Genomic DNA, 23,355 nt, shown 5'->3' with positions numbered 1-23,355 from the left:
TGTTTTCGAAAAAATCAGCCACCAACTAACGGAAAATTCAAATCTTATCAATAGCTTAGCTTGCAGGTTATGGGTAACTTATTTCGAAAACAGTACACTAGAGCAGGCAGTTGTACTGACCGACTGAACTGCGTCGTAATGGTAGGATAGTAGCTCTATCCAGCCTTAGTGGGCGTCGTCCAGAGACTCTCCTTCTACACCCTCTACCTGCATAAATGTGTCAAAAGACATATCAGCTTCCTGCCTTGAAATTTGAGAGCATATCCTAACTTACTACCCATCGTGCTAGCTACCAAGATCGGGGTTTTTGTCTGTCAGCCTTTTTCTCTTCGTCAACTGATTGATATTCAGTACGTGCACCAAGGGCGACTTTTGCATCCACAATCCGCTTAAGCCACTCCCAACCAAGGTAGGGATCGCCTCGTCCTCGCAGGTGCGTGTACCGTCGTAAAGAGTTCCAGTCACGATGTCCTGAAACGCTTGCTACTCTAGGAATATCCCAGTCCATCTCGAAAAGTCTGCTGATGCCGTCATGTCTCATGTCATGAAAGTGAAGATCTTTCAGCTCCAGATACTTGCAGGCTTTGGTAAATGCTGCAGAAATCGAATCTGAGTTGTAGGGAAAAATCTGTTCGCACCCTTTAGGCATGCTCTGCAGGATCGCCCAGGCTTCGTCAGGAAGGTTGCACCAAACGTTGTTGCCGATTTTCTGTCCGGGATTTTTCATGTCTCTGACCATCACGGCCTGGCGTTTTTCATCCAAATCGTCCCAGTGTATGCGGGTTATCTCCTCCTGCCTGCGCGTGGAAAAAATCGCAAACCCAAGTACTTTGGGCATATTGATCGACGAAGGCTTGCGTATTTGCATCTCAAAAAAATGCGTGAGCAGGGCATCGAGTTCGTCTATGGCGGGGCGTCGGGTACGCTCGTTGCTCTTGCTGACCATTCCTAATTTACGCAGGACGATACGTGCATCTGACATTGCATGGGGGGCGACATCATATCCCCATGCCGGCTTTGCGACGGACAGCACTGCCCCCAGATGCGATAGATCGTTGCCCACGGTTTGCGCCTGGACACCACCGCCCCCATTCCCCATTCGCCATTGTGCATACTCAACCAGTTTTTGACTGGTCAACGCCGTATCTGACAACTCTCCCAGCCAGCTCTTGCTGATGGCCGTAAGGGTTGCTCGCTTGGTCTTGCCCAGAGGGCGAACCCTCTCGTACTCGTCAAGGTATCGATCAATCATCTCTTTCACGCTGACCGTCTTGCGGTTCATGCGCTCGATCGCACCTGGGACCGCCAGCTCTGCCTCGCGTCGCTTCACCCACGCTTGAGCTACCTGCTTACGGTCGAAGGTTTGGGTTTCCTGATAAACTGGCAGACCGTCTCGATTGATCCGTATCTGCGCGCAGTAAGCAGTAGTGTTGTCCTTGCGCTTGCGTGGTCTGATCGTGCCCATTTTGAATTGGTACATTTCTGATTTGGGTTGGTACATTGTACCAACTGCTATTGAAAAACAAGCAAAAATTGCCATAAACCGCTGTATAAAAGATCAGTATTGATGAGTATCGAAAAAACACAAAGCCCAGCAAACACTGGAGAATCAAGCCCGGCGCTGTCGCGGCGCTTCTCCGTTGCACCTATGATGGACTGGACCGATCACCATTGCCGCTATTTCATGCGGCGGCTCTCCAGCCAGGCGTTGCTCTACACCGAGATGGTCACCACCGGTGCCTTGCTCCACGGCGACCGTGAGCGTTTCTTGCGTCATGACGAGACCGAGCACCCGTTGGCGCTGCAACTGGGCGGCAGCACGGCGGCGGACCTGGCGGCGTGTGCGCGGCTGGCTGAGGAGGCGGGGTATGACGAGGTCAATCTGAATGTCGGGTGTCCGAGTGATCGGGTGCAGAACAACATGATCGGCGCGTGCCTGATGGCGCACCCGCAGTTGGTGGCTGATTGCGTGAAGGCCATGCGCGATGCGGTGGGCATTCCGGTCACGGTCAAGCATCGCATCGGCATCAATGGCCGCGACAGTTATGCCGAGTTGTCCGATTTCGTCGGCACGGTTCATGAGGCGGGTTGCCAGAGTTTTACGGTTCACGCGCGCATCGCGATTCTTGAGGGGTTGTCGCCCAAGGAGAACCGCGATATTCCGCCACTGCGTTATGACGTGGTTGCGCAACTGAAGACTGATTTTCCTGAACTGGAGATCGTCCTCAACGGCGGCATCAAGACGCTGGAGCAGTGCAGCGAACATCTGCAGACGTTTGATGGCGTCATGCTGGGTCGCGAGGCGTATCACAATCCGTATCTGCTGGCGCAGGTGGATCAGCAACTGTTCGGCAGTGTTGCGCCGGTCATAAGCCGTCATGAGGCCCTGGAGTCGATGCGGCCTTATATCGCGGCGCATATTGCCAGTGGCGGCAACATGCACCACGTCACCCGTCATATGCTCGGGCTTGGTCTGGGGTTTCCCGGCGCACGGCGTTTTCGGCAGTTGCTGTCGGTGGATATCCACAAAGCGGAAAATCCGCTGCTGTTGCTGGATCAGGCTGCGAGGTTTCTCGAAGGGCATTGATCGGGCGCGCCGTGCGATCTGGTTGTTCCGGGTCAAAAGAAGCGTTTATTCCAGTGGCGGCGCTGCCGGGCTCGGGCTATGTTGTCGGCATACCCCAACAAGGAAAACGCACATGCACAAAGTCCTGGTTCCTTTCGATGGCTCCGAGCACGCGATGCGTGCGCTGGGCTATGTCATCGAGCTGTCTGGCGACCTCAACAAGCCGCTGGAAGTGCATGTGCTGAACGTGCAGGCCAGCCCTATCGATTACAGCCTTTATCTGGCACCCGACATGATTGATGGGGTGAAGGCCGGGCTGAAAAATGAAGGCAAACGGGTGCTTGATGATGCGATTGCGCTGCTGACCGCCGCGGGCGTGCCGTTTCAGGCCCACGTCGATCTGGGCAACGTTGCCGAGCAGGTTGAGGCCGAAGTTCAGCGGCTGGGTTGCGATGCCGTGGTCATGGGCACTCGCGGGCTTGGCAACTTTGGCGGTCTGTTGCTGGGCTCGGTGGCCACGCGAGTGATCCATGAAGTGTCGGTGCCCGTGACGCTCATCAAGTAGCACGCTTATCCGCTAAAAACTGCGCCTCACGGCTGCGCGGGCACGCGTGTCTGGCGCAGCAACTCGATGTTTTCCGGCGGCACCAGCTTGCGCAGTGATTTATACAGCGCACGGGTTTCCAGCAGGTTCCAGATGCGCAACATGGTTTCCAGTGCATCCAGCGGCTTGCTGATGAAATCCCGCGCGCCCAGTGCCAGGGCGCGCAGGCGCGTATCCCGTGTCGCGTCGGCAGTCAGCACCATGATCGGCAGGTAGTCATTGGCCGGGATGCGTCGGTTGAGCTGTTCCAGCACGGCGAAGCCATCGAAGTCGGGCATGTGCAGATCCAGCACCACCAGGTCGGGTTCGAAGCTGTTGAACAGGTCCAGCGTGCGCAAGGGTTCGGTGCTGCTCAGCACATTGGTCAACCCCTCGCGGGCAAGCAACTGCTCCATCAGATCGAGGTTGGGCTTCTGGTCGTCAATGATCAGGATACGAAAGTCTCCGCTCATACGGGCTCCGGCAAGTACTGGTCCAGGAGGGCAAGGAACACCGGCACCTGAATGGGTTTGATCAGAATGGCCGTGGCACCGGCCTCTTTCAGTTCGCGTTGGGCGTTGACACTGGCGTCGGCGGTAATCATCAGCACCGGCATGTTGGCGGTCGCGGGCAGGCGCCTCAGGCGTTGCAGCACCTCCAGCCCTTTGATGTCCGGCAGGTTGAGGTCCAGCAGGATCAACTGGGGCGCATGTTGGCGTGCCAGGTCCAGCCCCAGCTGCCCCTGCATGCTCGACAACAACTGGATGCCGGGCCTGCGCTGCAACAGCGTTTCGATCAGCGCCATGCTCGACAGGTTGTCTTCGATACACAGCAGCTTGCCATGATAAGCCGGACGGGCAGCGGGGCGTGGCATTGGTACGGCATCGGCCGGACGCGGCGTCGCAACGGTAGGCGCGTGCACGGCAACGAGAGGCAGTGCAAGGGTGAAACGGCAACCTTCGTTCTGTGTGGTTTGCACTGAAAGCGTGCCGTTCATCATCTCCAGCATGCTCTTGCTCAGCGCCAGCCCCAGCCCGGTGCCTTCGACGCTCGGGTTGGCATCCAGTCTTTCAAATGGCTTGAACAACTGACCGAGACGCTCCGGCGCAATGCCATAGCCGGTGTCTACCACGCTCACGGTGACGCGCTCAGCCGACCTGTCCACCTCAATGCGCACCTGACCGTCGGGGCGGTTGTACTTGATGGCGTTGGACAGCAGGTTCAGCAGCACCTGAACAAGGCGCTGGCGGTCAGCGATCACGCCGAGTTCGTCAGGCAGGTGCGGCAACTCCTTGAGCTCGATGTTGCCATCCGCAGCCATCGGCGACACCAGCACCAGCGTTTCCTTGAGGACGCTCGACAGCGAGACCGGTTCGAGGCTCAGGGACACATGCCCGGCTTCGATTCTGGCGATGTCGAGCACTTCATTGATCAGCTTCAGCAAATGCTGGCCCGCGCGCAGAATGTGGCCTACTTGTGGCCTTTGGCTGGCGGGTGAGTCCATGTCCAGCAACTGGGCGAAGCCCAGAATGGAGTTCAGGGGCGTGCGCAGTTCATGGCTCATCCGCGAGAGAAATTCACTCTTCGCCCGGCTGGCGCGCTCGGCTTCTTCACGCGCAGTGCCCAGGGCAATTTCGGCAACGCGACGATCGCTGATGTCGCGGGTGATCTTGGAAAACCCCCGCAGCTCATCGTTGCTGTCGTATTGCGCCGTAATCACTACGCTGGCCCATAAACGGCTGCCATCCTTGCGCCGCCGCCAGCTCTCTTCGGTGTAGCGTCCGTTGACGGTGGCTTCGTGCAGCGCCATGTCAGGGTGTTGCGGGCACTCTTGCGGCAGATAAAAAACCGAGAAATGCTGGCCGATGATTTCCTGCTCGGTGTAGCCCTTGATACGTTCGGCACCTGCGTTCCAGGTGGTGACATAGCCATTGCGGTCCAGCGCGAAGATGCCGTAATCCTTCACGCCTTCGATGATCAGACGCAAGCGCTCCTCGTTGTCACGCAGCGCCCGTTCGCGTTCGGCCAGCAACTGGCCTGCTTCGACCAGGCGCGTGCCGAGTTGACCGATCTCGTCCTTTTCAGGTGGCTGGGGCAGCAAAGGGTGCCCGAGCGCCAGACGCTGAGCGTTGCGTTGTACCTGATGCACCCTGGCGACGATGCCCTTGGACAGCATCAGTACCGCAAGAATGGCACCGAAAATCCCGCAGGCCGCCGCCAGCAGGGTAGACCACAACAAGCGCTCACGGGTCGCCGCCGCCGCTTCTGTACGTTCCGCCAGCAGAGCGTCCTCGCGCTCGCGCATCACGCCGATCCGTTTGCGCAACTGGTCGAGAACGTACTTGTTTTCGACCAGAATGGCGGCAACGGTCTCATGGTCTTCCCTGCCCATCGAGCGCAGCCTTTCCAGGCCGTCCACCTTGGTACGGATCAGCGGTTCGATGGATTTCAGGTGCTCGCGCATCTGCTGATCACGAATGTTGGCATCGAGCCGCACCAGCGCCGCGTCGATCAGCGGTTGCGCATTGATGTAGCCGGGCAGGAAGTCTTCCTGATGGGTGAGCAGATAGCCACGCACACTGGCCGCACCTTCTGCGATCTGGGTATGAAGCGTCTGAATGTCACCCTGCACCAGCAGCACCCGGCGCACATCTTCCTCGGCTTGCGCAGTCTGGCGTTCGGCGATGTAGATGAGCACCAGCGAAAACATGAGCATTGCCAGCGGCAGGGAAATCGCCACCAGCGCCTTGCCGCGTAACGGCAGGTCTTCCCAGCGGCTGCTGCCGGTTGCCGTCATCGCCAGTCGCTCGCCGACTGGCTCACCAGCCCCAGTGCCACGCCGCGCACCGCCGCCTGGGTGCGATCCGAAGCGCCCAGCTTGCCGATGACCTTTTCCACGTGCGCCTTGGCGGTGCCGGTGGTGATGCCAAGTTTTTCGCCGATCTCCCGATTGCTGAAGCCGCCTGCAACCAGCCCCAGCACCTGGCGTTCACGGGGCGTCAGCGCTTCCGGCACGCTCGCGCCACTGGTGTTGCGTTCGGTCATGCGTCGCAGCAGGCGCGCACTGACGGCGCTGTTCAATGCCTCTTCGCCACGTGCCACGCGTTGCAGGCCGTCGATCACTTCGTCGCGGCTGGCATCCTTGAGCAGATAGCCCACCGCGCCTGCGCTGATGGCAGCTTCCAGATGGTCGGTGCTGTCGTCCATGGTGAAAATCACCACTTTCAGACCGGGCATGCGTTGTTGAAGAATGCGCGCCGCTCCCAGCCCGTTGAGCACCGGCATGCGGATATCGAGAATCGCGATGTCCGGTTGCAGCGCCTGGCACAGGTCGATCGCCTGCTGGCCGTCGGCAGCCTGGCCAACCACTTCGAATTCCGGATGGCCCGCCAGTAACGAGACGAACCCGGTGCGGGTCACCTCATGATCGTCCGCCAGGACCAGTCGCACAGTGTCAGTCATGTCATTGCCTTGTCTGCAGTGAAAGGGACGACGGTGCGTAGCCGGGTGCCACGCCCGGGGCGGCTGACGCAGGTCAGGCGGCCACCCAGCAGGCTGGCGCGTTCCTGCATGGCCACCAGGCCGAGCTTCTGCACGCCCGTGCCGTTGATTGGTTTTTCGGTGATGAAGCCACGGCCGTTGTCCTGCAGCCTGAGTGAAACGTTGCCGTCACTCAGTTCCAGCGCCAGTTCCACGCAACTGGCATTGGCGTGCTTGAGCACGTTATTGATGCCTTCCTGAGCGATGCGGAACAGTGCGATCTCCAGATGGCTGGGCAGGCGCTCCAGAGACTGCGATGTCCACTGCACGATGATGCCCGCTTCACGCAGCCGATCGGCTTCCTTGTCGACCGCCTGCCACAGCCCGAAATCGTCCAGAACGGCCGGTCGCAGGCCGCTGATCAATTGCCGACCCTCACCAACGCAATGCTGCGCCAGTTTTAGAATGGCCTGCAGATCGGCGTCCAGTTGCGCTGGCAGTTCCGGGCAGCGACCGGCAAAACCCTGCAAGCGCTGGTGCAGGCCAGCCAGAGTCTGGGCCAGGCCGTCATGCAGGTCGTAGGCCACGCGTTTGCGTTCGTCTTCCTGCGCGGTGAACAGCTGACGAACCAGTTGTGACATGGTTCGGTCGCGTGCAACCAGCGCTTCGAGCAGGCGATTGTTCTCCAGATGCGCCGCGAGCAGGGTGGCGAGCAGTTGCAGAGACTCGATGTCTTCACCGTCGGGTGCGCTGATGGCGACGCTGTTGGCCAGCACCAGCGTCCCGAAAGAGCCCTCATCGGCGCCGCGCAAAGGCAGCAGCAGTACGCAGGGCAGGTGAGTGCCCGGCCGCTCCAGCCATTGCGGGCCGATGGCCAGCGGGTCGGCGGCCGTTTCGAGGGTGCTCAGGCGTTCTTTGCTGCCATGACGGGCGGTGGTCTGCACGCCGTTGTCGGCGCCCCATTCCAGTAGCAGGCCGTGGTCCATCGCCACGAACGCGCACGCGCGCTGCAACACGCATTTGCGCATGGCTTCGGGGGGCAACTGGATCAGTTCCTGACCCGTATCGACCAGCAGACGAAGGCGTGCGGCACGGCTTTGCGACTGGCGATAATGGTTGCGGATGGCCAGCGCGCTTGCCGGGTCGTGGGGTGGGTTTTGCATGGGGTCTCCAGCGAAGGGCTCTGTCAACGATGGCTGCGTCGGCGAGACGCCACGCCAGCGTTGGCATATAGAGAAGTGACGCTATTAGAACTGTAACAGGAGGTAAAGCCCATCTGCCGATCGGCATACAAAGATAACCCCGGTTGGCCGATGGCGAGCCGGGGCGGGGAAGGCAAAGTAGCTCTCACTGAATCCCTGAACAGATCCCCGTAGGAGAATAGCGATGAAAACAAAATTGACCGCCCTGGCCCTGTTGCTGGCTGTGAGTGCACCGATGGTTCAGGCTGCTGCCGAGCCGTCCGGCTACACCTACCGCATGGTGGCCGAGGCGCCAAGCAGTGTGAATGACAAGGAAATTGCCGGTCTTTTTGATCGCTGGAACAAAGCCTTGCAGACCGGTAACCCGAAGACAGTCGCCTCGTTGTATGCACAGGACGCAGTCTTGCAGCCTACGGTCTCCAACAAGGTACGTGCTACCCCGGCCGAGATCACCGACTACTTCGATCACTTCCTGGTGCTCAAGCCGGTTGGCGAGATCAACTACCGGGAGATCCGTCGCCTGGGACCTGATGCAGCGGCGGACAACGGTGTCTACACCTTCACCCTGACAGCGGCAGATGGCAAAAAAACCAAGGTACAGGCGCGTTATTCGTTCCTTTACCACCGCATCGGCAACGAGTGGAAGATTCTCAACCACCACTCTTCGGCCATGCCGGAAATACAGCCTGAGTACCAGGTCAGCCGCTGATCGACAGCAGATAGTCAGCTGAAACAAAAAATCCGGAGCCATGGCTCCGGATTTTTTCGTCTGTCTGAAAAGTCAGGCTTCGGCGGTGGCGCCGTTGACCTTGCGGCAATGAATCAGCGCATCGCGGATCATGAAATTGACCAGCGTCGGCGATACGCCCAGTTCCTTGGCGATGTCCTTCTGCGGCACGCCGTGCAGGCGGTACATCTCGAACGCGTAACGAGTGCGGGGCGGCAACTCGCTCAAGGCGTCGGCGATTTTCTCCAGGCTTGTGAAGTTGATGTGCGAGATCTCTGGCGATGCACCCTGAATCACCACATTCAGCCCCTCGGCCTCGGGGCCGGTGTATTTCTGTTCCAGTGCCTGCTTGCGGTAGTGGTCGATGGCCAGATTGCGCACGATCTGAAACAGATAGCTGAGCTGTGCTTTGAAGGTCAGCGTGGCCTGAGGCGCGGAGCGCAATCTGAAGAACGCATCCTGCACAACGTCCTCGGCGCGAGACCGGCAGCCCACGATGCGCGCGGCAATCTTGACCAGCAGCAGATAGTTGTCGACGAATGCCTGGAGTAGCGGTGACTCGCACTTACTTGTGATTACGTGTTCCGTCATGGAATTCACCTTGCTGCAAAGCCAATGGGGGGAGGGCTGCACGAGGAGCAGCGCCGTCACATGGGGCAACAAATTAGCCTTAATGATAATTATTGTCAAATGCGAAAGCCAATCAGCGCACTTAAAAAGTGCGACTCGGTTGGTCACGCGCTCGCGGCGGGCATTCATACCTAATTTCTTGCAGACGCCATCCGTTCTCATTGGTGACAGGCCCGACCACGGTTGCGGCCAGGGAATACCTCAGGAGAACCCCATGCGTTTCGATCACGCGCCTCGCCGCTGTTACACCCGCGCCCACCACCGGACGGTTTCGATATGAGCACGCCCGTGAGCCTGACGCTGTTCTGCCTGCCGTTCTCCGGCGCCAGCGCGATGTTCTACAGCCCGTGGCGGCGCAAATTGCCCGAGTGGCTGAACGTGCGCCCGCTGGAGCTTCCCGGTCGCGGCATGCGCATGGACGAAGTGTTGCAAACCGAGATCGTGCGACTGGCCAACCACCTGGCTGACGAGATCAGCGCCGAACTGGACAAACCCTATGCGCTGTTCGGTCACAGCCTGGGCGGGCTGCTGGCCTTCGAGCTGGCGCATGCGTTGCGTGAGCGAGGTCTGCCCGCGCCGCTGGCGTTGTTTGCCTCGGCCACTGCGGGCCCGGTGCGCCGCGATGTCAGCGAATACGCGGTCGCCAAGACCGACGAACAGCTGATCGCGCGACTGCGCACGCTCAAGGGCACCAGCGAAAACGTCATCGCCAATGAAGAGTTGATGCAGCTGATGCTGCCAATCCTGCGCGCCGACTTTCTGCTCTGCGGCAGCTTTGTGTACGGCCAGCGCGAGCCGTTGAGCGTGCCGATTCATGTGTTTGGCGGCAAGCAGGACAGCGTCAGCGTTGAGCAACTGCTCGACTGGCAGGAGGAAACCTGCACCGGCTTCTCGCTGGACATGTTCGAAGGGCATCACTTCTATCTGGTCGATGAGCAAGCGCAAACGCTTCGCCATCTGCGGCGGTACTGCGAGCAGCACCTGGCCCGCTGGCGCAACAGCGCTTCACGGCAGTTGAGCCGGGCCGCCGGTTGAGCGTTTCTGGCTCTTTTGCCTCACGCGCGGCCTCACCCCAGGGCGCGCGCTTTTCTTGACATTCAGATCTTATCTGGCACGCCGAATCTAGCAGGAACCCCATCATGGATGCGTTTGAACTCCCCGACACCCTGGCTCAGGCCCTTCAGCGTCGCGCCTCGCAGACGCCGGATCGGCTGGCCCTGCGTTTTCTCACCGATGAGAAAACTCAAGGGCTGGTGTTGACCTACCGTGATCTGGACCTGCGCGCACGCGCCATCGCCGCTGCGCTGCAAAGCCAGGCTGCGCCGGGGGATCGGGCGATTCTGCTGTTCCACAGCGGGCCGGATTATGTCGCTGCGTTTTTCGGCTGCCTGTACGCCGGTGTGATCGCGGTGCCGGCTTATCCACCGGAATCCAACCGCCGTCATCACCAGGAGCGGCTGCTGTCGATCATTGCCGATGCCGAGCCACGTCTGGTCCTGACCGCTTCCGACGTGCAGCCTGCCCTGTTGCAGATGGAAGAGCTGGCCGCTGCCGATGCGCCGCCACTGCTGTGTGTCGATACGCTGGACAGCGCGTCGGCCGATGGCTGGCAGGGGTCGCAGTTGCAAGCCGACGACATCGCGTTTCTGCAATACACCTCCGGCTCGACGGCCTTGCCCAAGGGCGTGCAAGTCACTCATGGCAATCTGATCGCTAACGAACTATTGATCCGTCATGGCTTCGGCATCGACGTCAACCCGGACGACGTGATCGTCAGCTGGCTGCCGCTGTACCACGACATGGGCCTGATCGGCGGCTTGCTGCAACCGATTTTCAGTGGCGTGCCGTGCATCCTCATGGCCCCGGCCTATTTCCTCACGCGACCGTTACGCTGGCTGGAGGCGATCAGCGAATACGGCGGCACCATCAGCGGCGGGCCTGATTTTGCCTACCAACTGTGCAGCGCGCGGGTCAGCGATTCGGCGCTGGAGCGGCTGGACCTGAGTCGCTGGCGCGTGGCGTATTCCGGCTCCGAGCCAATCCGCGAAGACAGCCTGAATGCGTTTGCCGAGAAATTCGCCAGCTGTGGCTTCACGCCGGACAGCTTCATGGCGTCCTACGGGCTGGCCGAAGCCACGCTGTATGTGGCCGGCGGCAAGCGCGGCAAGGGCATTCCTTCGCTGCGTCTGGATGCGCAGGCCCTGGCGCGCAATGTAGCCGAGTTGGGCGACGGTCAGCCGGTCATGAGCTGCGGCACAGGCCAGCCGGGGCACGGCGTGTTGATCGCCGACCCCGTTACCCTGCACGTGCTGGCTGAAAACAGCATTGGCGAAGTCTGGGCCAGCGGGCCGAGCATCGCCCACGGTTACTGGCGCAACCCTGAAGCGAGCGCAAAAACCTTCGTCCAGCATGACGGCCAGACCTGGCTGCGCACCGGCGATCTGGGCTTTCAGCGCCACGGCGAGCTGTACATCACCGGCCGTTTGAAAGACATGCTCATCGTGCGCGGGCACAACCTGTACCCGCAAGACATCGAGAAAGTGATCGAGCGCGAAGTCGATGTGGTGCGCAAAGGCCGCATCGCGGCGTTCGCCGTCAATCAGGACGGCAGCGAAGGCATCGGCATCGCCGCTGAAGTCAGCCGCAGCGTGCAGAAAATCCTGCCGCCCGAAGCGCTGATCAAACTCATCCGGCAAACCGTGGCCGAGGCCTTTCAGGAAGCGCCGAGCGTTGTGGTGCTGCTCAATCCGGGCGCGTTGCCCAAGACTTCAAGCGGCAAATTGCAGCGGTCGGCCTGCCGCACCCGTCTGGCCGATGGCAGTCTCGACAGCTACGCAGTCTTCCCGGCGGCCGATACAACTCACCAGACCGGCATTTCAGCCTCGGGCTCGGACCTGCAAGCGCAAATCGCCAGCGTCTGGTGCGAGCAGTTGCAGTGCGAGCAGGTCAGCGCCGACGACCATTTCTTCCTGCTGGGTGGCAACTCGATTGTCGCGACCCAGGTGGTGGCCAGGTTGCGCGAGACGCTGGGCATCGACCTGAACCTGCGCCTGCTGTTTGAAGCGCCGACGCTGTCAGCCTTTGCTGCGCAGATCGAAGCGCTGCAGAGCGCCGCATCGCACGGCAACATTCCGGCGCAGAACGCTATCGTTCGCCTGCCGGGCAACGAGCATCTGCCGCAATCGCTGGCGCAGAACCGTCTGTGGTTCCTTTGGCAGCTTGATCCGCAAAGCAGCGCCTACAACATTCCTGGCGGGCTGCACCTGCGCGGCGAGCTGGATTTCACTGCATTGCGCAGCAGCTTCCAGCGCCTGATCGAGCGGCATGAATCACTGCGTACGCGGTTCTACGAACAGGACGGCGTGGCCCTGCAACGCATCGACGCAGCGGGCGAATTCCAGCTGCACACCCTCGACATCAGCGAGCTGCCCGACGAGGAGCGCCAGGCGCGTGCGCTGGCGATCCGTGAAGAGCAGGCGCGTCTGCCGTTCGATCTGCAAAACGGCTCGTTGCTGCGCGTTACGTTGCTGCAACTGGACGAAGAAGAGCATCAGTTGCTGGTCACGCTGCACCACATCATTGCCGATGGCTGGTCGCTGAATGTGCTGATCGACGAGTTCTCGCGACTCTATGCGGCAACCGTTCAAAGCCAGACCCTGGAATTGACATCTTTGCCGCTGCGCTACGCCGACTACGGCCAATGGCAGCGTGAATGGCTGGCGCAGGGCGAGGCCGAGCGCCAGCTGGATTACTGGAAACAGCAACTGGGCGATGAGCAGCCAACCCTGACGCTGAGCACCGATCACCCGCGTTCGCTGCGCAAGCAGCACAGCGCGTCGCGTTACAGCCTGCGCCTGAGCGCCGAACTGAGCGCGTCGGTGCGCAACACCGCACAAGCCTGGCAATCGACACCGTTCATGCTCTTGCTGGCCGGTTTTCAGACCCTGTTGCATCGCTACAGCGGGCAGACCGACATTCGCATCGGCGTGCCCGGTGCTAACCGTCCGCGCCATGAAACCCAAGGGCTGATCGGCTTCTTCATCAACACCTTGGTGCTGCGCGCGCAACTGGACCCGCGCCTGCCGTTTTCGACCCTGCTGAGCCAGACCCGCCAAGCCGCACTTGATGCTCAGGCGCATCAGGACGTGCCGTTCGAGCAACTGGTCGAAGCGTTCCCGCTGGCGCGTGAGCATGGTTTGTTTCAAGTCATGTTCAACCACCAGCAACGCGACCTCAGCGCCTTGCGCCGTCTGCCGGGGCTGCTCGCCGAAGAGCTGCCGTGGCACAGCCGCGAGGCAAAGTTCGACCTGCAACTGCACAGCGAAGAAGACCGTAACGGTCGCCTCACCCTGTCCTTCGACTACGCCGACGAGCTGTTCGAGCGCGACACCATCGTGCGTCTGGCCCGGCACTATGTGCAGTTGCTGACCCAGGTCAGCCAGCAGGCACAGGTTGCGCTGGGCGACCTGCAATTGCTCAACGCTGACGAACTGGCCGAACAGGCGCAATGGAGCGCCGCCGCCTGCACGCCTGCGCAAAACTGGTTGCCTGAATTGCTGGAGCGTCAGGCGCTGCAAACCCCTGAGCGTATTGCGCTGGTGTGGGAGGGCGGCAGCCTCGATTTCGCCAGCCTGCATGCCCAGGCCAATCGTCTGGCGCATTACCTGCGTGACAAAGGCGTCGGCCCGGACATCAAGGTGGCGATTGCCGCCGAGCGTTCGCCACAGCTGTTGATCGGTCTGTTGGCGATCCTCAAGGCCGGTGGCGCTTACGTGCCGCTGGACCCGGATTACCCGATTGAGCGACTGGCCTACATGCTGCAAGACAGCGGCGTTGAACTGCTGCTGACCCAGAGCCATCTGCTCGGCGATTTGCCGAGTGCCGAGGGCGTTTGCACGCTGGCGATGGACACGCTGCACCTGGACAACTGGCCGGTCAGCGCGCCGGGCCTGCACCTGCACGGCGACAACCTCGCCTACGTGATTTACACCTCAGGTTCCACCGGCCAGCCCAAAGGCGTCGGCAACACCCACGCGGCCCTGGCCGAGCGCCTGCAATGGATGCAGGCCACGTATGCGCTGGACGAAACCGACGTGCTGATGCAAAAGGCCCCGATCAGCTTCGATGTGTCGGTGTGGGAATGTTTCTGGCCGCTGATCACCGGTTGCCGCCTGCTGCTGGCCGGCCCCGGTGAACACCGCGACCCGCATCGCATCGCGCAACTGGTCAACGAATATGGCGTGACCACGCTGCATTTCGTGCCGCCTCTGCTGCAACTGTTCATCGACGAACCGCTGGTGCAGCAATGCAGCAGCCTGCGTCGCCTGTTCTCCGGTGGCGAAGCGTTGCCGGGTGAACTGCGCAATCGGGTGCTGGAGCAACTGCCGGGCGTGCAACTGCATAACCGCTATGGCCCGACCGAAACCGCGATCAACGTCACCCATTGGCAGTGCCAGCGTGCCGATGGCCTGCGCTCGCCGATTGGTCGCCCGCTGGGCAACGTGCTGTGCCGGGTGCTGGACAGCGAACTTAATCCGCTGCCGCGCGGGGTTGCTGGGGAACTGTGCATCGGCGGCATCGGCCTGGCGCGTGGCTACCTGAATCGCCCGGACCTTACCGCCGAGCGCTTTATCGCCGATCCGCTTGGCCTGCCGGGCGAACGCCTGTACCGCACCGGTGACCTTGTGCGCTGGGCAACTGACGGTGCATTGGAATATCTCGGGCGTCTCGATCAGCAGGTCAAACTGCGCGGTTTCCGCGTAGAACCGCAGGAAATCGAAGCCCGCCTGCTGGCTCAACCGGGTGTCGGTCATGCCGCCGTGCTGGTGCGCGAAACCGCTGCCGGCCCGCAACTGATCGGCTATTACACCGCCGAAGCCGGGCAGGACGTTCAGGCCGAGCGCATCAAATCGGCACTGGCGCTGGAACTGCCGGATTACATGGTTCCGGCGCAACTGGTGCGCCTCGACAGCATGCCGCTGAGCCCGAGCGGCAAGCTGGACCGCCGCGCCTTGCCCGAGCCGCAATGGCAGACCCGCGAACATGTCGAGCCGCACACCGACCTGCAAAAGCATATCGCCGCTGTCTGGCGACAGGTGCTGGGCGTGCCGCGTGTCGGCCTGCGCGATGACTTTTTCGAGCTGGGCGGGCACTCGTTGCTGGCCACGCAGATCATTTCCCGTGTGCGTCAGGCCTGCGACATCGACCTGCCGTTGCGCGCGTTGTTCGAGGCCAGCGAGCTGGGCGCATTCGCCGAACAGGTTCAAACCCTTCAGCAGTCCGGTGCACGCAACAGCCTGCAACCGATTGCCCGTGTTGACCGCAGTCAGCCGGTGCCGCTGTCCTATTCGCAACAGCGCATGTGGTTCCTCTGGCAGATGGAACCGGACAGCCCGGCGTACAACGTCGGCGGCATGGCACGTTTGAGCGGCGTGTTTGATATCGAGTGTTTCGAGGCCGCGCTGCAAGCCTTGATCCTGCGCCACGAAACCCTGCGCACCACCTTCCCGAGCGTCAACGGCGTGGCCTGTCAGAAAGTCTCCGGGCAGACCGGCTTGAGCGTGCAGTGGCAGGACTACTCGGCGCTGCCTGCCGAGGTTCGTCAGCAGCGCATTCAGGCGCTGGCCGACAGCGAGGCGCATCAGCCCTTCGATCTGGAAACCGGGCCGTTGCTGCGTGCCTGTCTGGTCAGGGCTGCGGAGCTTGAGCATTACTTCGTCCTGACCCTGCACCACATCGTCACCGAAGGCTGGGCGATGGATATCTTCGCCCGCGAACTGGGCCTGCTCTACGAAGCGTTTCTTGACGGCAAGCCGTCGCCACTGGAGCCGCTGGCGGTGCAGTACCTCGATTACAGCGTCTGGCAGCGCCAGTGGATGGAAGCTGGCGAGCGCCAGCGCCAGCTGGATTACTGGACCGCGCAACTGGGCAACGAACATCCGCTGCTGGAACTGCCCGGCGACCGGCCGCGTCCGCCGGTGCAAAGCCATCAGGGCGAGTTGTACCGCTTCGATCTGAACCCCGAGCTGGCCGCCAAAGTCCGCGCTTTCAATGCCCGCAACGGTTTGACCCTGTTCATGACCATGACCACCACGCTGGCGGTGCTGCTCTACCGTTACAGCGGCCAGAATGACCTGCGCATCGGTGCGCCAGTGGCCAATCGCATTCGTCCGGAAAGCGAAGGGCTGATCGGCGCGTTCCTCAACACCCAGGTGCTGCGCGTGCAGCTCGACGGTCAGATGAGCGTCGCGCAGTTGTTTGAGCAAGTACGCCACACGGTCATCGAAGGTCAGTCGCATCAGGACTTGCCGTTCGATCATCTGGTTGAAGCCCTGCAACCGCCACGCAGCGCGGCCTACAACCCGCTGTTCCAGGTGATGTGCAACGTGCAGCGCTGGGAATTCCAGCAAAGCCGCGAGTTGGCGGGCATGACGGTCGACTACCTGGTCAACGACGCGCGGGCCACCAAATTCGACCTCAACCTGGAGGTTACCGAGCTGGATCACCGGCTGGGTTGCTGCCTGACCTACAGCACCGATCTGTTCGACGAACCGCGCATCGCGCAGATGGCCGAACATTGGCTGAACCTGCTGCAAGCGTTGCTTGCCGACCCACAACAGCGCTTGAGCGAGCTGCCGCTGTTGCAGAGCGCCGAACGCCAGCAGTTGCTCGACAGCCTCGGCGTCGAAGCGGGCGAGCAACGCCTCGATCAATGCATTCACAGCCTGTTCGCCGAGCAGGCCCGATTGCGCCCGCAGGCGGCGGCGCTGACCTTTGCCGGCCAAACCCTGAGTTACGCCGAACTGAACGCCCGTGCCAACCAACTGGCCGGAATGCTGCGCCAGCGTGGCGTCGGCCCGCAGGTGCGGGTCGGCCTGGCGCTGCCGCGCTCGCTGGACATGGTGGTCGGCCTGCTGGCAATCCTCAAGGCCGGTGGCGCGTACGTGCCGCTCGACCCGGAATACCCGCTGGAACGCCTGCACTACATGATCGAAGACAGCGGCGTTGGCCTGCTGTTGAGTGACCGTGCGCTGTTTGCAGCGTTGGGTGAGTTGCCTGCCGGTGTGGCCCGCTGGTGCCTGGAAGACGATCAGCCGCTGCTGGCGTCTTTCTCGTCCGATGAACTGCCGTTTATCAGCCTGCCGCAGCATCAGGCGTACCTGATTTACACCTCCGGTTCGACCGGCAAGCCCAAAGGCGTGGTGGTGTCCCACGGTGAAATCGCCATGCATTGTCAGGCGGTGATTCGTCGCTTCGACATGCAGCCGGACGACTGCGAGCTGCATTTCTATTCGATCAACTTCGATGCCGCCACCGAGCGTCTGTTGGTGCCGTTGCTCAGCGGCGCACGCGTGGTATTGCGCGCTCAAGGCCAGTGGGACGCCGAAGAAATCTGCACGCTGATTCGTGAGCAGCAGGTCAATATTCTCGGTTTCACCCCCAGCTATGGCAGCCAGTTGGCGCAATGGCTGGCGACTCAGGGGCAGACCTTGCCGGTGCGCATGTGCATCACCGGCGGTGAAGCGCTGACCGGTGAACACTTGCAGCGTATTCGTGCGGTGTTTCAGCCCGAACTGTTTTTCAACGCCTATGGCCCGACCGAAACCGTGGTAATGCCGCTGGCCAGCCTGGCTCCGCAGCAACTGGAGGAGGGCGAAGCCAGCGTGCCGATTGGCCGCATCGTCGGGGCGCGCGTTGCCTACATACTCGACGCCGATCTGGCGCCGGTGCCGCAGGGTGCCAGTGGCGAGTTGTACATCGGCGGTGCCGGTCTGGCTCAGGGCTATCATCATCGTCCCGGCATGACCGCCGAGCGGTTCGTGGCTGATCCGTTTGCCAGCAATGGCGGACGTCTGTATCGCACCGGCGACCTGGTGCGCCAGCGCACTGACGGGCTGGTGGAGTACCTGGGGCGTATCGACCATCAAGTGAAGATTCGTGGTTTCCGCATTGAACTGGGTGAAATCGAAACCCGATTGCTTGAGCATGAAGCCATTCGCGAAGCCGTGGTGCTGGCGCTGGACACGCCGTCGGGCAAGCAACTGGCAGGCTATCTGGTCAGTGATGTGGCCGGGCAGGGCGACGAGCAGCAGGCGCAATTGCGTGAATCGCTCAAGTCGCACCTCAAGGCGCAACTGCCGGATTACATGGTGCCAACCCACCTGATGCTGCTCGCCAGCATGCCACTGACCGCCAACGGCAAGCTGGATCGCCGCGCCTTGCCTGCACCGGACCCGGAGCTCAATCGTCAGCACTACATCGCGCCCGCCAGCGAGCTGGAACAACAGTTGGCGGCGATCTGGTGTGCGGTGCTGAACGTGGAGAAGGTCAGTATCAACGACAACTTCTTCGAGCTGGGCGGCGATTCGATCCTATCGATTCAGGTGGTCAGTAGGGCGCGTCAGGCGGGTATTCATTTCAGCCCGCGTGACCTGTTTCAGCACCAGACCGTGCAGACGCTGGCCGCTGTGGCGACCACTCACGAACTGATTCAGGCCGAACAGGGGCTGCTTGAAGGTGCGTCCGCGCTGACGCCGATCCAGCACTGGTTCTTCGACACGCCGATCCCCGAGCGCCAGCACTGGAATCAGTCGCTGGTGCTGGAGCCGGTCAGCGCCCTTGATCCACGTATTCTGGAGCAGGCGTTGCGTGCCGTGCTTGAACAGCACGACGCCCTGCGCCTGAGTTTCACCGAGCAGAACGGCAAGTGGCAGGCCGAGCACCGCGCCGTCACCGCCGAAACCCTGTTGATACAGGCGCGTGTCGCCGACATGGCCGAATGTGCAGCCTTGTACGCCGACACCCAGCGCAGCCTCGACCTGCACAACGGCCCGCTGTTGCGCGCCTTGCTGGTTGACGGGCCGCAGGGCCAGCAACGCCTGCTGATGGTCATTCACCACCTGGTGGTCGATGGCGTTTCGTGGCGTGTGCTGCTGGATGACCTGCAAACGGCTTATCGCCAGTTGAGCGACGCTACGCCAGTGCGCTTTGCCGCCAAGACCAGTGCGTTCCGTGACTGGGCCGCACGTTTGCAGGCCTACGCGGGTAATGAATCGTTACGTGAAGAGCTACACGTCTGGCAGCTCCAACTGGGCGGTCCTGCGACGAATCTGCCGTGCCACAATCCAGAGGGCGACCAGCAGAACCGTCACGCACAAACGGTCAGCGTACGGCTGGATGCCGAACGTACCCGGCAACTGCTGCAACAGGCCCCCAGCGCCTACCGCACTCAGGTCAACGACCTGCTGCTGACGGCACTGGCGCAAGTGGTCTGCCGCTGGAGCGGCCAGCCGTCGACCCTTATCCAGCTGGAAGGGCACGGTCGCGAAACCCTGTTTGACGATATCGACCTGACCCGCACCGTGGGCTGGTTCACCAGCGCTTATCCGCTGCGCCTCACGCCGGCACTGGCTGCCGACGCAGCATCGGGCGACTCGATCAAGGCGATCAAGGAGCAACTGCGCCAGGTGCCGCACAAGGGCCTCGGTTATGGCGTGTTGCGCTACTTGGCCGACAGTGCCAGCAAGGCCGCCATGCAGGCGCTGCCGGTGGCGCCGATCACCTTCAATTACCTCGGCCAGTTCGATCAGAGCTTCGCCGACGATGCGCTGTTTCGTCCGCTGGAAGAGTCGGCAGGCGCGGCCCACGATCCGCATGCGCCGTTGCCCAATGAGCTGAGCATCGACAGTCAGGTGTATGGCGGCGAATTGCTGCTGCGCTGGACTTTCAGTGCCGAGCGCTATCAACCCGCCGCTATTGAAGCGTTGGCGCAGGCTTACCTGGCGCAATTGCAGGGGTTGATCGCCCACTGCCTGAGCGATGGCAGCGGCGGCCTGACGCCTTCCGACTTCCCGCTGGCCGATCTGGATCAGGCGCAACTCGACGCGCTGCCGGTCGCAGCAAGCCACATCGAGGACGTCTACCCGCTGACGCCGATGCAGGAGGGCATGCTGCTGCACACCCTGCTGGAACCCGGCACCGGCCTGTATTACATGCAGGATCGCTACCGCATCAACAGCGCGCTGGACCCGGAACGTTTCGGCCAGGCCTGGCAGGCGGTGATCGCCCGTCACGAAGCGCTGCGTGCCTCGTTCTGCTGGGACATCGGCGAAACCATGCTGCAGGTCATCCACAAGCCGGGCAGCACGCCGATTGATTATCTGGACTGGCGTGACGTGCCGCAGGACCAGCAGGAGCCGCGTTTGCAGGCCTTGCTCAAGTCCGAGCGCGAGGCCGGTTTCGATCTGCTCAATCAGCCGCCGTTCCACCTTCGCCTGATCCGCGTCGATGAAGCGCGCTACTGGTTCATGATGAGCAACCACCACATCCTCATCGATGCCTGGTGCCGTTCGCTGCTGATGAACGATTTCTTCGACCTTTACACCGCGTTGGGCGAAGGGCGTGAAGCACAACTGACGCCTGCGCCGCGCTATCGCGATTACATCGGCTGGCTGCAACGCCGTGGCCTGGTACAGGCGCGTGACTGGTGGCAGCACAACCTGCGCGGCTTTGAACGGCCGACGCCGATCCCCAGCGACCGTCCGTTTTTGCGTGAACACGCCGGTGACAGCGGCGGCATGGTGGTGGGCGATTGCTACACCCGTCTTGATGAGCGCGACGGCGCACAACTGCGCGAACTGGCCCAGCAGCATCAGTTGACCGTCAACACCTTCGCCCAGGCGGCGTGGGCCTTGACCTTGCGGCGCATGAGCGGCGATCGCGATGTGGTGTTCGGCGTTACCGTAGCGGGGCGGCCGGTGGAATTGCCGCAGATGCAGCGCACTGTTGGCCTGTTCATCAACACCATCGCCCTGCGCGTCGGCATGCCGGGCGATGAGCGGCGCTGCACAGTGCGTGACTGGCTAAGCCAGTTGCTGGACAGCAACATGCAACTGCGCGAGTACGAATACCTGCCGCTGGTGACCATTCAGGAAAACAGCGAACTGCCCAAGGGCCAGCCGCTGTTTGACAGCCTGTTCGTGTTCGAAAACGCGCCGGTGGAAGTCTCGGTGCTCGACCGTGCGCAGAGCTTCAATGCCACCTCGGATTCCGGTCGCACCCACACCAACTACCCGCTGACGGCGGTCTGCTATCCGGGCGATGACCTGGGCTTGCACCTGTCCTACGACCAGCGTTATTTCGACGAAGCCACCGTGCAGAACATGCTCGGCGAGTTCAAGCGCCTGCTGCTGGCGCTGATCGAAGGCTTCCATGGCGACATGGCCGAGCTGGCGCTGCTCAGTGAGCAGGAGCGCACGTTCCTGATTGAGGGCTGCAACCAGAGCGAGCAGGCTTATCCGCTGGATAAAAGCTACGTCGAGCTGTTCGAAGCGCAGGTCGCGGCGCATGCCGAGCGTGTTGCGGTCAGTTGCCAGGATATTCAGCTCAGCTATGCCGAGCTGAATATCGCCAGCAACCGTCTGGGCCATGCCCTGATCGAGGCCGGTGTCAGTTTCGATCAGCCGGTTGCCTTGCTCGCGGAGCGCGGGCCTGAACTGCTCGGCATGATCATCGGCAGCTTCAAGGCCGGTGCCGGTTACCTGCCGCTGGACCCGGCACTGCCGAATGTGCGACTGAGCGGTATCATCGCCCAGAGCGGCACGCCGGTGCTGGTGTGCAGTGCGTGTTGTCTGGAACAGGGCAGGGCGCTGCTCGAGTCCGATCGTCCGCGGTTGCGGGTCTGGGAAGACGTGCAGCAGAGCGAATCAGCGCAGCACAATCCGGGTCGTTACAGTGCGGCGGATAACCTGGCTTATGTGATCTTTACCTCCGGCTCCACCGGTTTGCCGAAGGGTGTGATGGTCGAACAGCGCGGCATGCTTAATAACCAGTTGAGCAAGGTGCCGTACCTGAACCTTAGCGACAGCGATGTGATCGCCCAGACCGCTTCGCAAAGTTTCGACATCTCGGTCTGGCAGTTCCTCGCTGCGCCGCTGTTCGGCGCGCGGGTGGACATCGTGCCGAACGATATCGCCCGCGACCCGCAGGCCTTGTTGGCGCATGTGCAGGCGCAGCGCATCAGCGTGCTGGAAAGCGTGCCGTCGCTGATAACCGGCCTGCTTGCCGAACAGCACGCCACCCTCGACAGCCTGCGCTGGCTGCTGCCGACCGGCGAAGCCATGCCGCCGGAGCTGGCCAGCCAATGGCTGCAACGCTACCCGGCTATCGGGCTGGTGAATGCCTATGGCCCGGCTGAATGTTCCGACGACGTGGCGTTCTTCCGCGTCGATGCAGCGTCAACACGCAGCGCTTATCTGCCGATCGGTTCGCCGACCGATAACAATCGCCTGTACCTGCTCGACGACGCGCTGGACCTTGTGCCGCTGGGCGCGGTGGGCGAGTTGTGCGTCGCCGGGGCCGGGGTCGGTCGTGGTTATGTCGCGGATCCTTCGCGTACGGTGCCGGTGTTCGTGCCGCATCCGTTCGGTGCGCCTGGCGAGCGTCTGTACCGCACCGGCGATCTGGCGCGGCGGCGTAAGGACGGCGTGCTGGAGTACGTCGGCCGGGTCGATCACCAAGTGAAGATTCGCGGCTACCGCATCGAGCTGGGCGAAATCGAAACCCGCTTGCTGGAGCATTCGGCAATCCGTGAATCGGTGGTGCTGGACATCGACGGTCCGCTGGGCAAAGTGCTGGCGGCGTATCTGGTGCCAAGCGCTGCCGCGCAGGATCACGATGCGCTGCGAGACGCGCTGAAAAGCCACCTCAAGGCCAGCCTGCCGGACTACATGGTGCCTGCACATCTGGTGATTCTGGAGGCGATGCCACTGACGCCGAACGGCAAACTCGACCGCAAGGCCCTGCCTGCGCCGGATGTCAGCCAGGCGCAGCAGGATTATCAGGCGCCGCAGACAGAAATGGAGCAGCAACTGGCGACCATCTGGGCTGATGTGCTCAAGGTCGAGCGGGTGGGCATCACTGACAACTTCTTCGAACTGGGCGGGCATTCACTGTTGGCCACGCAAGTGGTCACCCGTGCGCAGAAGCTGCTGCAACGTAACGTGCCATTGCGGGCGATGTTCGAATTCAACACCGTTCAGGCGTTGGCCGAGCATCTTGAAAGCCTTGGCGGGGCGCAGGTCGACGAGCAGAAATTCGACCGCCTGGCGGACTTGATGGCTGAACTGGAAGGGTTCTGATCGGCCTTCGGTCGGCGCGCCGGCGCTGC

11 protein-coding genes and 1 pseudogene are annotated in these 23,355 nt (G+C 61.8%); 5 read left to right on the top strand and 7 right to left on the bottom strand.

Annotated features, from left to right (window positions below; translation table 11 throughout):
- Positions 1 to 96: 96 nt before the first annotated feature.
- Both DW49_RS1000000134035 and DW49_RS0114775 read right to left on the bottom strand, forming a co-directional pair.
- Positions 97 to 231 (bottom strand): annotated as a pseudogene (locus DW49_RS1000000134035) (type VI secretion system tube protein Hcp); the annotation flags it as partial.
- A 58-nt stretch (positions 232 to 289) separates the two neighbouring features.
- A complete protein-coding gene (locus DW49_RS0114775; RefSeq protein WP_370464046.1) occupies positions 290 to 1,501 on the bottom strand; it encodes a tyrosine-type recombinase/integrase in 1,212 nt (403 codons plus the stop codon).
- A gap of 66 nt (positions 1,502 to 1,567) precedes the next feature.
- On the opposite strand from DW49_RS0114775, the gene dusA reads away from it, so the two are divergent.
- Positions 1,568 to 2,587, top strand: a complete 1,020-nt coding sequence (gene dusA, locus DW49_RS0114770; protein ID WP_005617098.1) for a tRNA dihydrouridine(20/20a) synthase DusA — start codon at positions 1,568 to 1,570, stop codon at positions 2,585 to 2,587.
- A 112-nt stretch (positions 2,588 to 2,699) separates the two neighbouring features.
- On the top strand, positions 2,700 to 3,131 hold the full coding sequence (locus DW49_RS0114765; RefSeq protein ID WP_005617099.1) for a universal stress protein: 432 nt from the start codon (positions 2,700 to 2,702) through the stop codon (positions 3,129 to 3,131).
- A 26-nt stretch (positions 3,132 to 3,157) separates the two neighbouring features.
- On the opposite strand, the gene DW49_RS0114760 is transcribed toward DW49_RS0114765, so the two are convergent.
- Genes DW49_RS0114760 through DW49_RS0114745 form a run of 4 tightly spaced genes read right to left on the bottom strand, consistent with a single transcriptional unit; the run spans position 3,158 to position 7,792 of the window.
- Complete coding sequence (locus tag DW49_RS0114760) at positions 3,158 to 3,622, bottom strand: response regulator (RefSeq protein WP_005617100.1); 465 nt, start codon at positions 3,620 to 3,622, stop codon at positions 3,158 to 3,160.
- Positions 3,619 to 5,946: an ATP-binding protein gene (locus DW49_RS0114755; protein ID WP_005617101.1), complete on the bottom strand. Its 2,328-nt coding sequence runs from the start codon at positions 5,944 to 5,946 to the stop codon at positions 3,619 to 3,621. Before DW49_RS0114755 ends, DW49_RS0114760 begins: the two co-directional genes overlap by 4 nt.
- The gene (locus DW49_RS0114750; RefSeq protein ID WP_005617102.1) at positions 5,943 to 6,611 is read right to left on the bottom strand and encodes a response regulator; all 669 of its coding nucleotides are present in this window, start codon (positions 6,609 to 6,611) and stop codon (positions 5,943 to 5,945) included. Before DW49_RS0114750 ends, DW49_RS0114755 begins: the two co-directional genes overlap by 4 nt.
- The gene (locus DW49_RS0114745; protein WP_024419907.1) at positions 6,608 to 7,792 is read right to left on the bottom strand and encodes a sensor histidine kinase; all 1,185 of its coding nucleotides are present in this window, start codon (positions 7,790 to 7,792) and stop codon (positions 6,608 to 6,610) included. The genes DW49_RS0114750 and DW49_RS0114745 overlap by 4 nt, the downstream gene beginning before the upstream one ends.
- A 223-nt stretch (positions 7,793 to 8,015) precedes the next feature.
- Here DW49_RS0114745 and DW49_RS0114740 point away from each other — a divergent pair, with 223 nt between their 5' ends.
- Positions 8,016 to 8,540: an SgcJ/EcaC family oxidoreductase gene (locus DW49_RS0114740; RefSeq protein WP_005617103.1), complete on the top strand. Its 525-nt coding sequence runs from the start codon at positions 8,016 to 8,018 to the stop codon at positions 8,538 to 8,540.
- A gap of 72 nt (positions 8,541 to 8,612) precedes the next feature.
- Here DW49_RS0114740 and DW49_RS0114735 read toward each other — a convergent pair whose 3' ends face one another.
- On the bottom strand, positions 8,613 to 9,149 hold the full coding sequence (locus DW49_RS0114735) for an RNA polymerase factor sigma-70 (protein WP_005617104.1): 537 nt from the start codon (positions 9,147 to 9,149) through the stop codon (positions 8,613 to 8,615).
- A 315-nt stretch (positions 9,150 to 9,464) separates the two neighbouring features.
- Between DW49_RS0114735 and DW49_RS0114730 the strand changes: the two genes are divergently transcribed.
- Together DW49_RS0114730 and DW49_RS0114725 are read left to right on the top strand one after the other, a co-directional pair.
- Positions 9,465 to 10,223: a thioesterase II family protein gene (locus tag DW49_RS0114730; protein WP_024419908.1), complete on the top strand. Its 759-nt coding sequence runs from the start codon at positions 9,465 to 9,467 to the stop codon at positions 10,221 to 10,223.
- A 104-nt stretch (positions 10,224 to 10,327) separates the two neighbouring features.
- Complete coding sequence (locus DW49_RS0114725) at positions 10,328 to 23,326, top strand: non-ribosomal peptide synthetase (RefSeq protein WP_024421305.1); 12,999 nt, start codon at positions 10,328 to 10,330, stop codon at positions 23,324 to 23,326.
- The last annotated feature ends 29 nt before the right edge of the window (positions 23,327 to 23,355 follow it).

The organism is Pseudomonas avellanae BPIC 631 (assembly GCF_000444135.1).
Classification (GTDB): Bacteria; Pseudomonadota; Gammaproteobacteria; order Pseudomonadales; family Pseudomonadaceae; genus Aquipseudomonas; species Aquipseudomonas avellanae.
The sequence above is the reverse complement of the archived record's forward strand: the minus strand, read 5'-3'. Positions and strand labels throughout refer to the sequence as shown.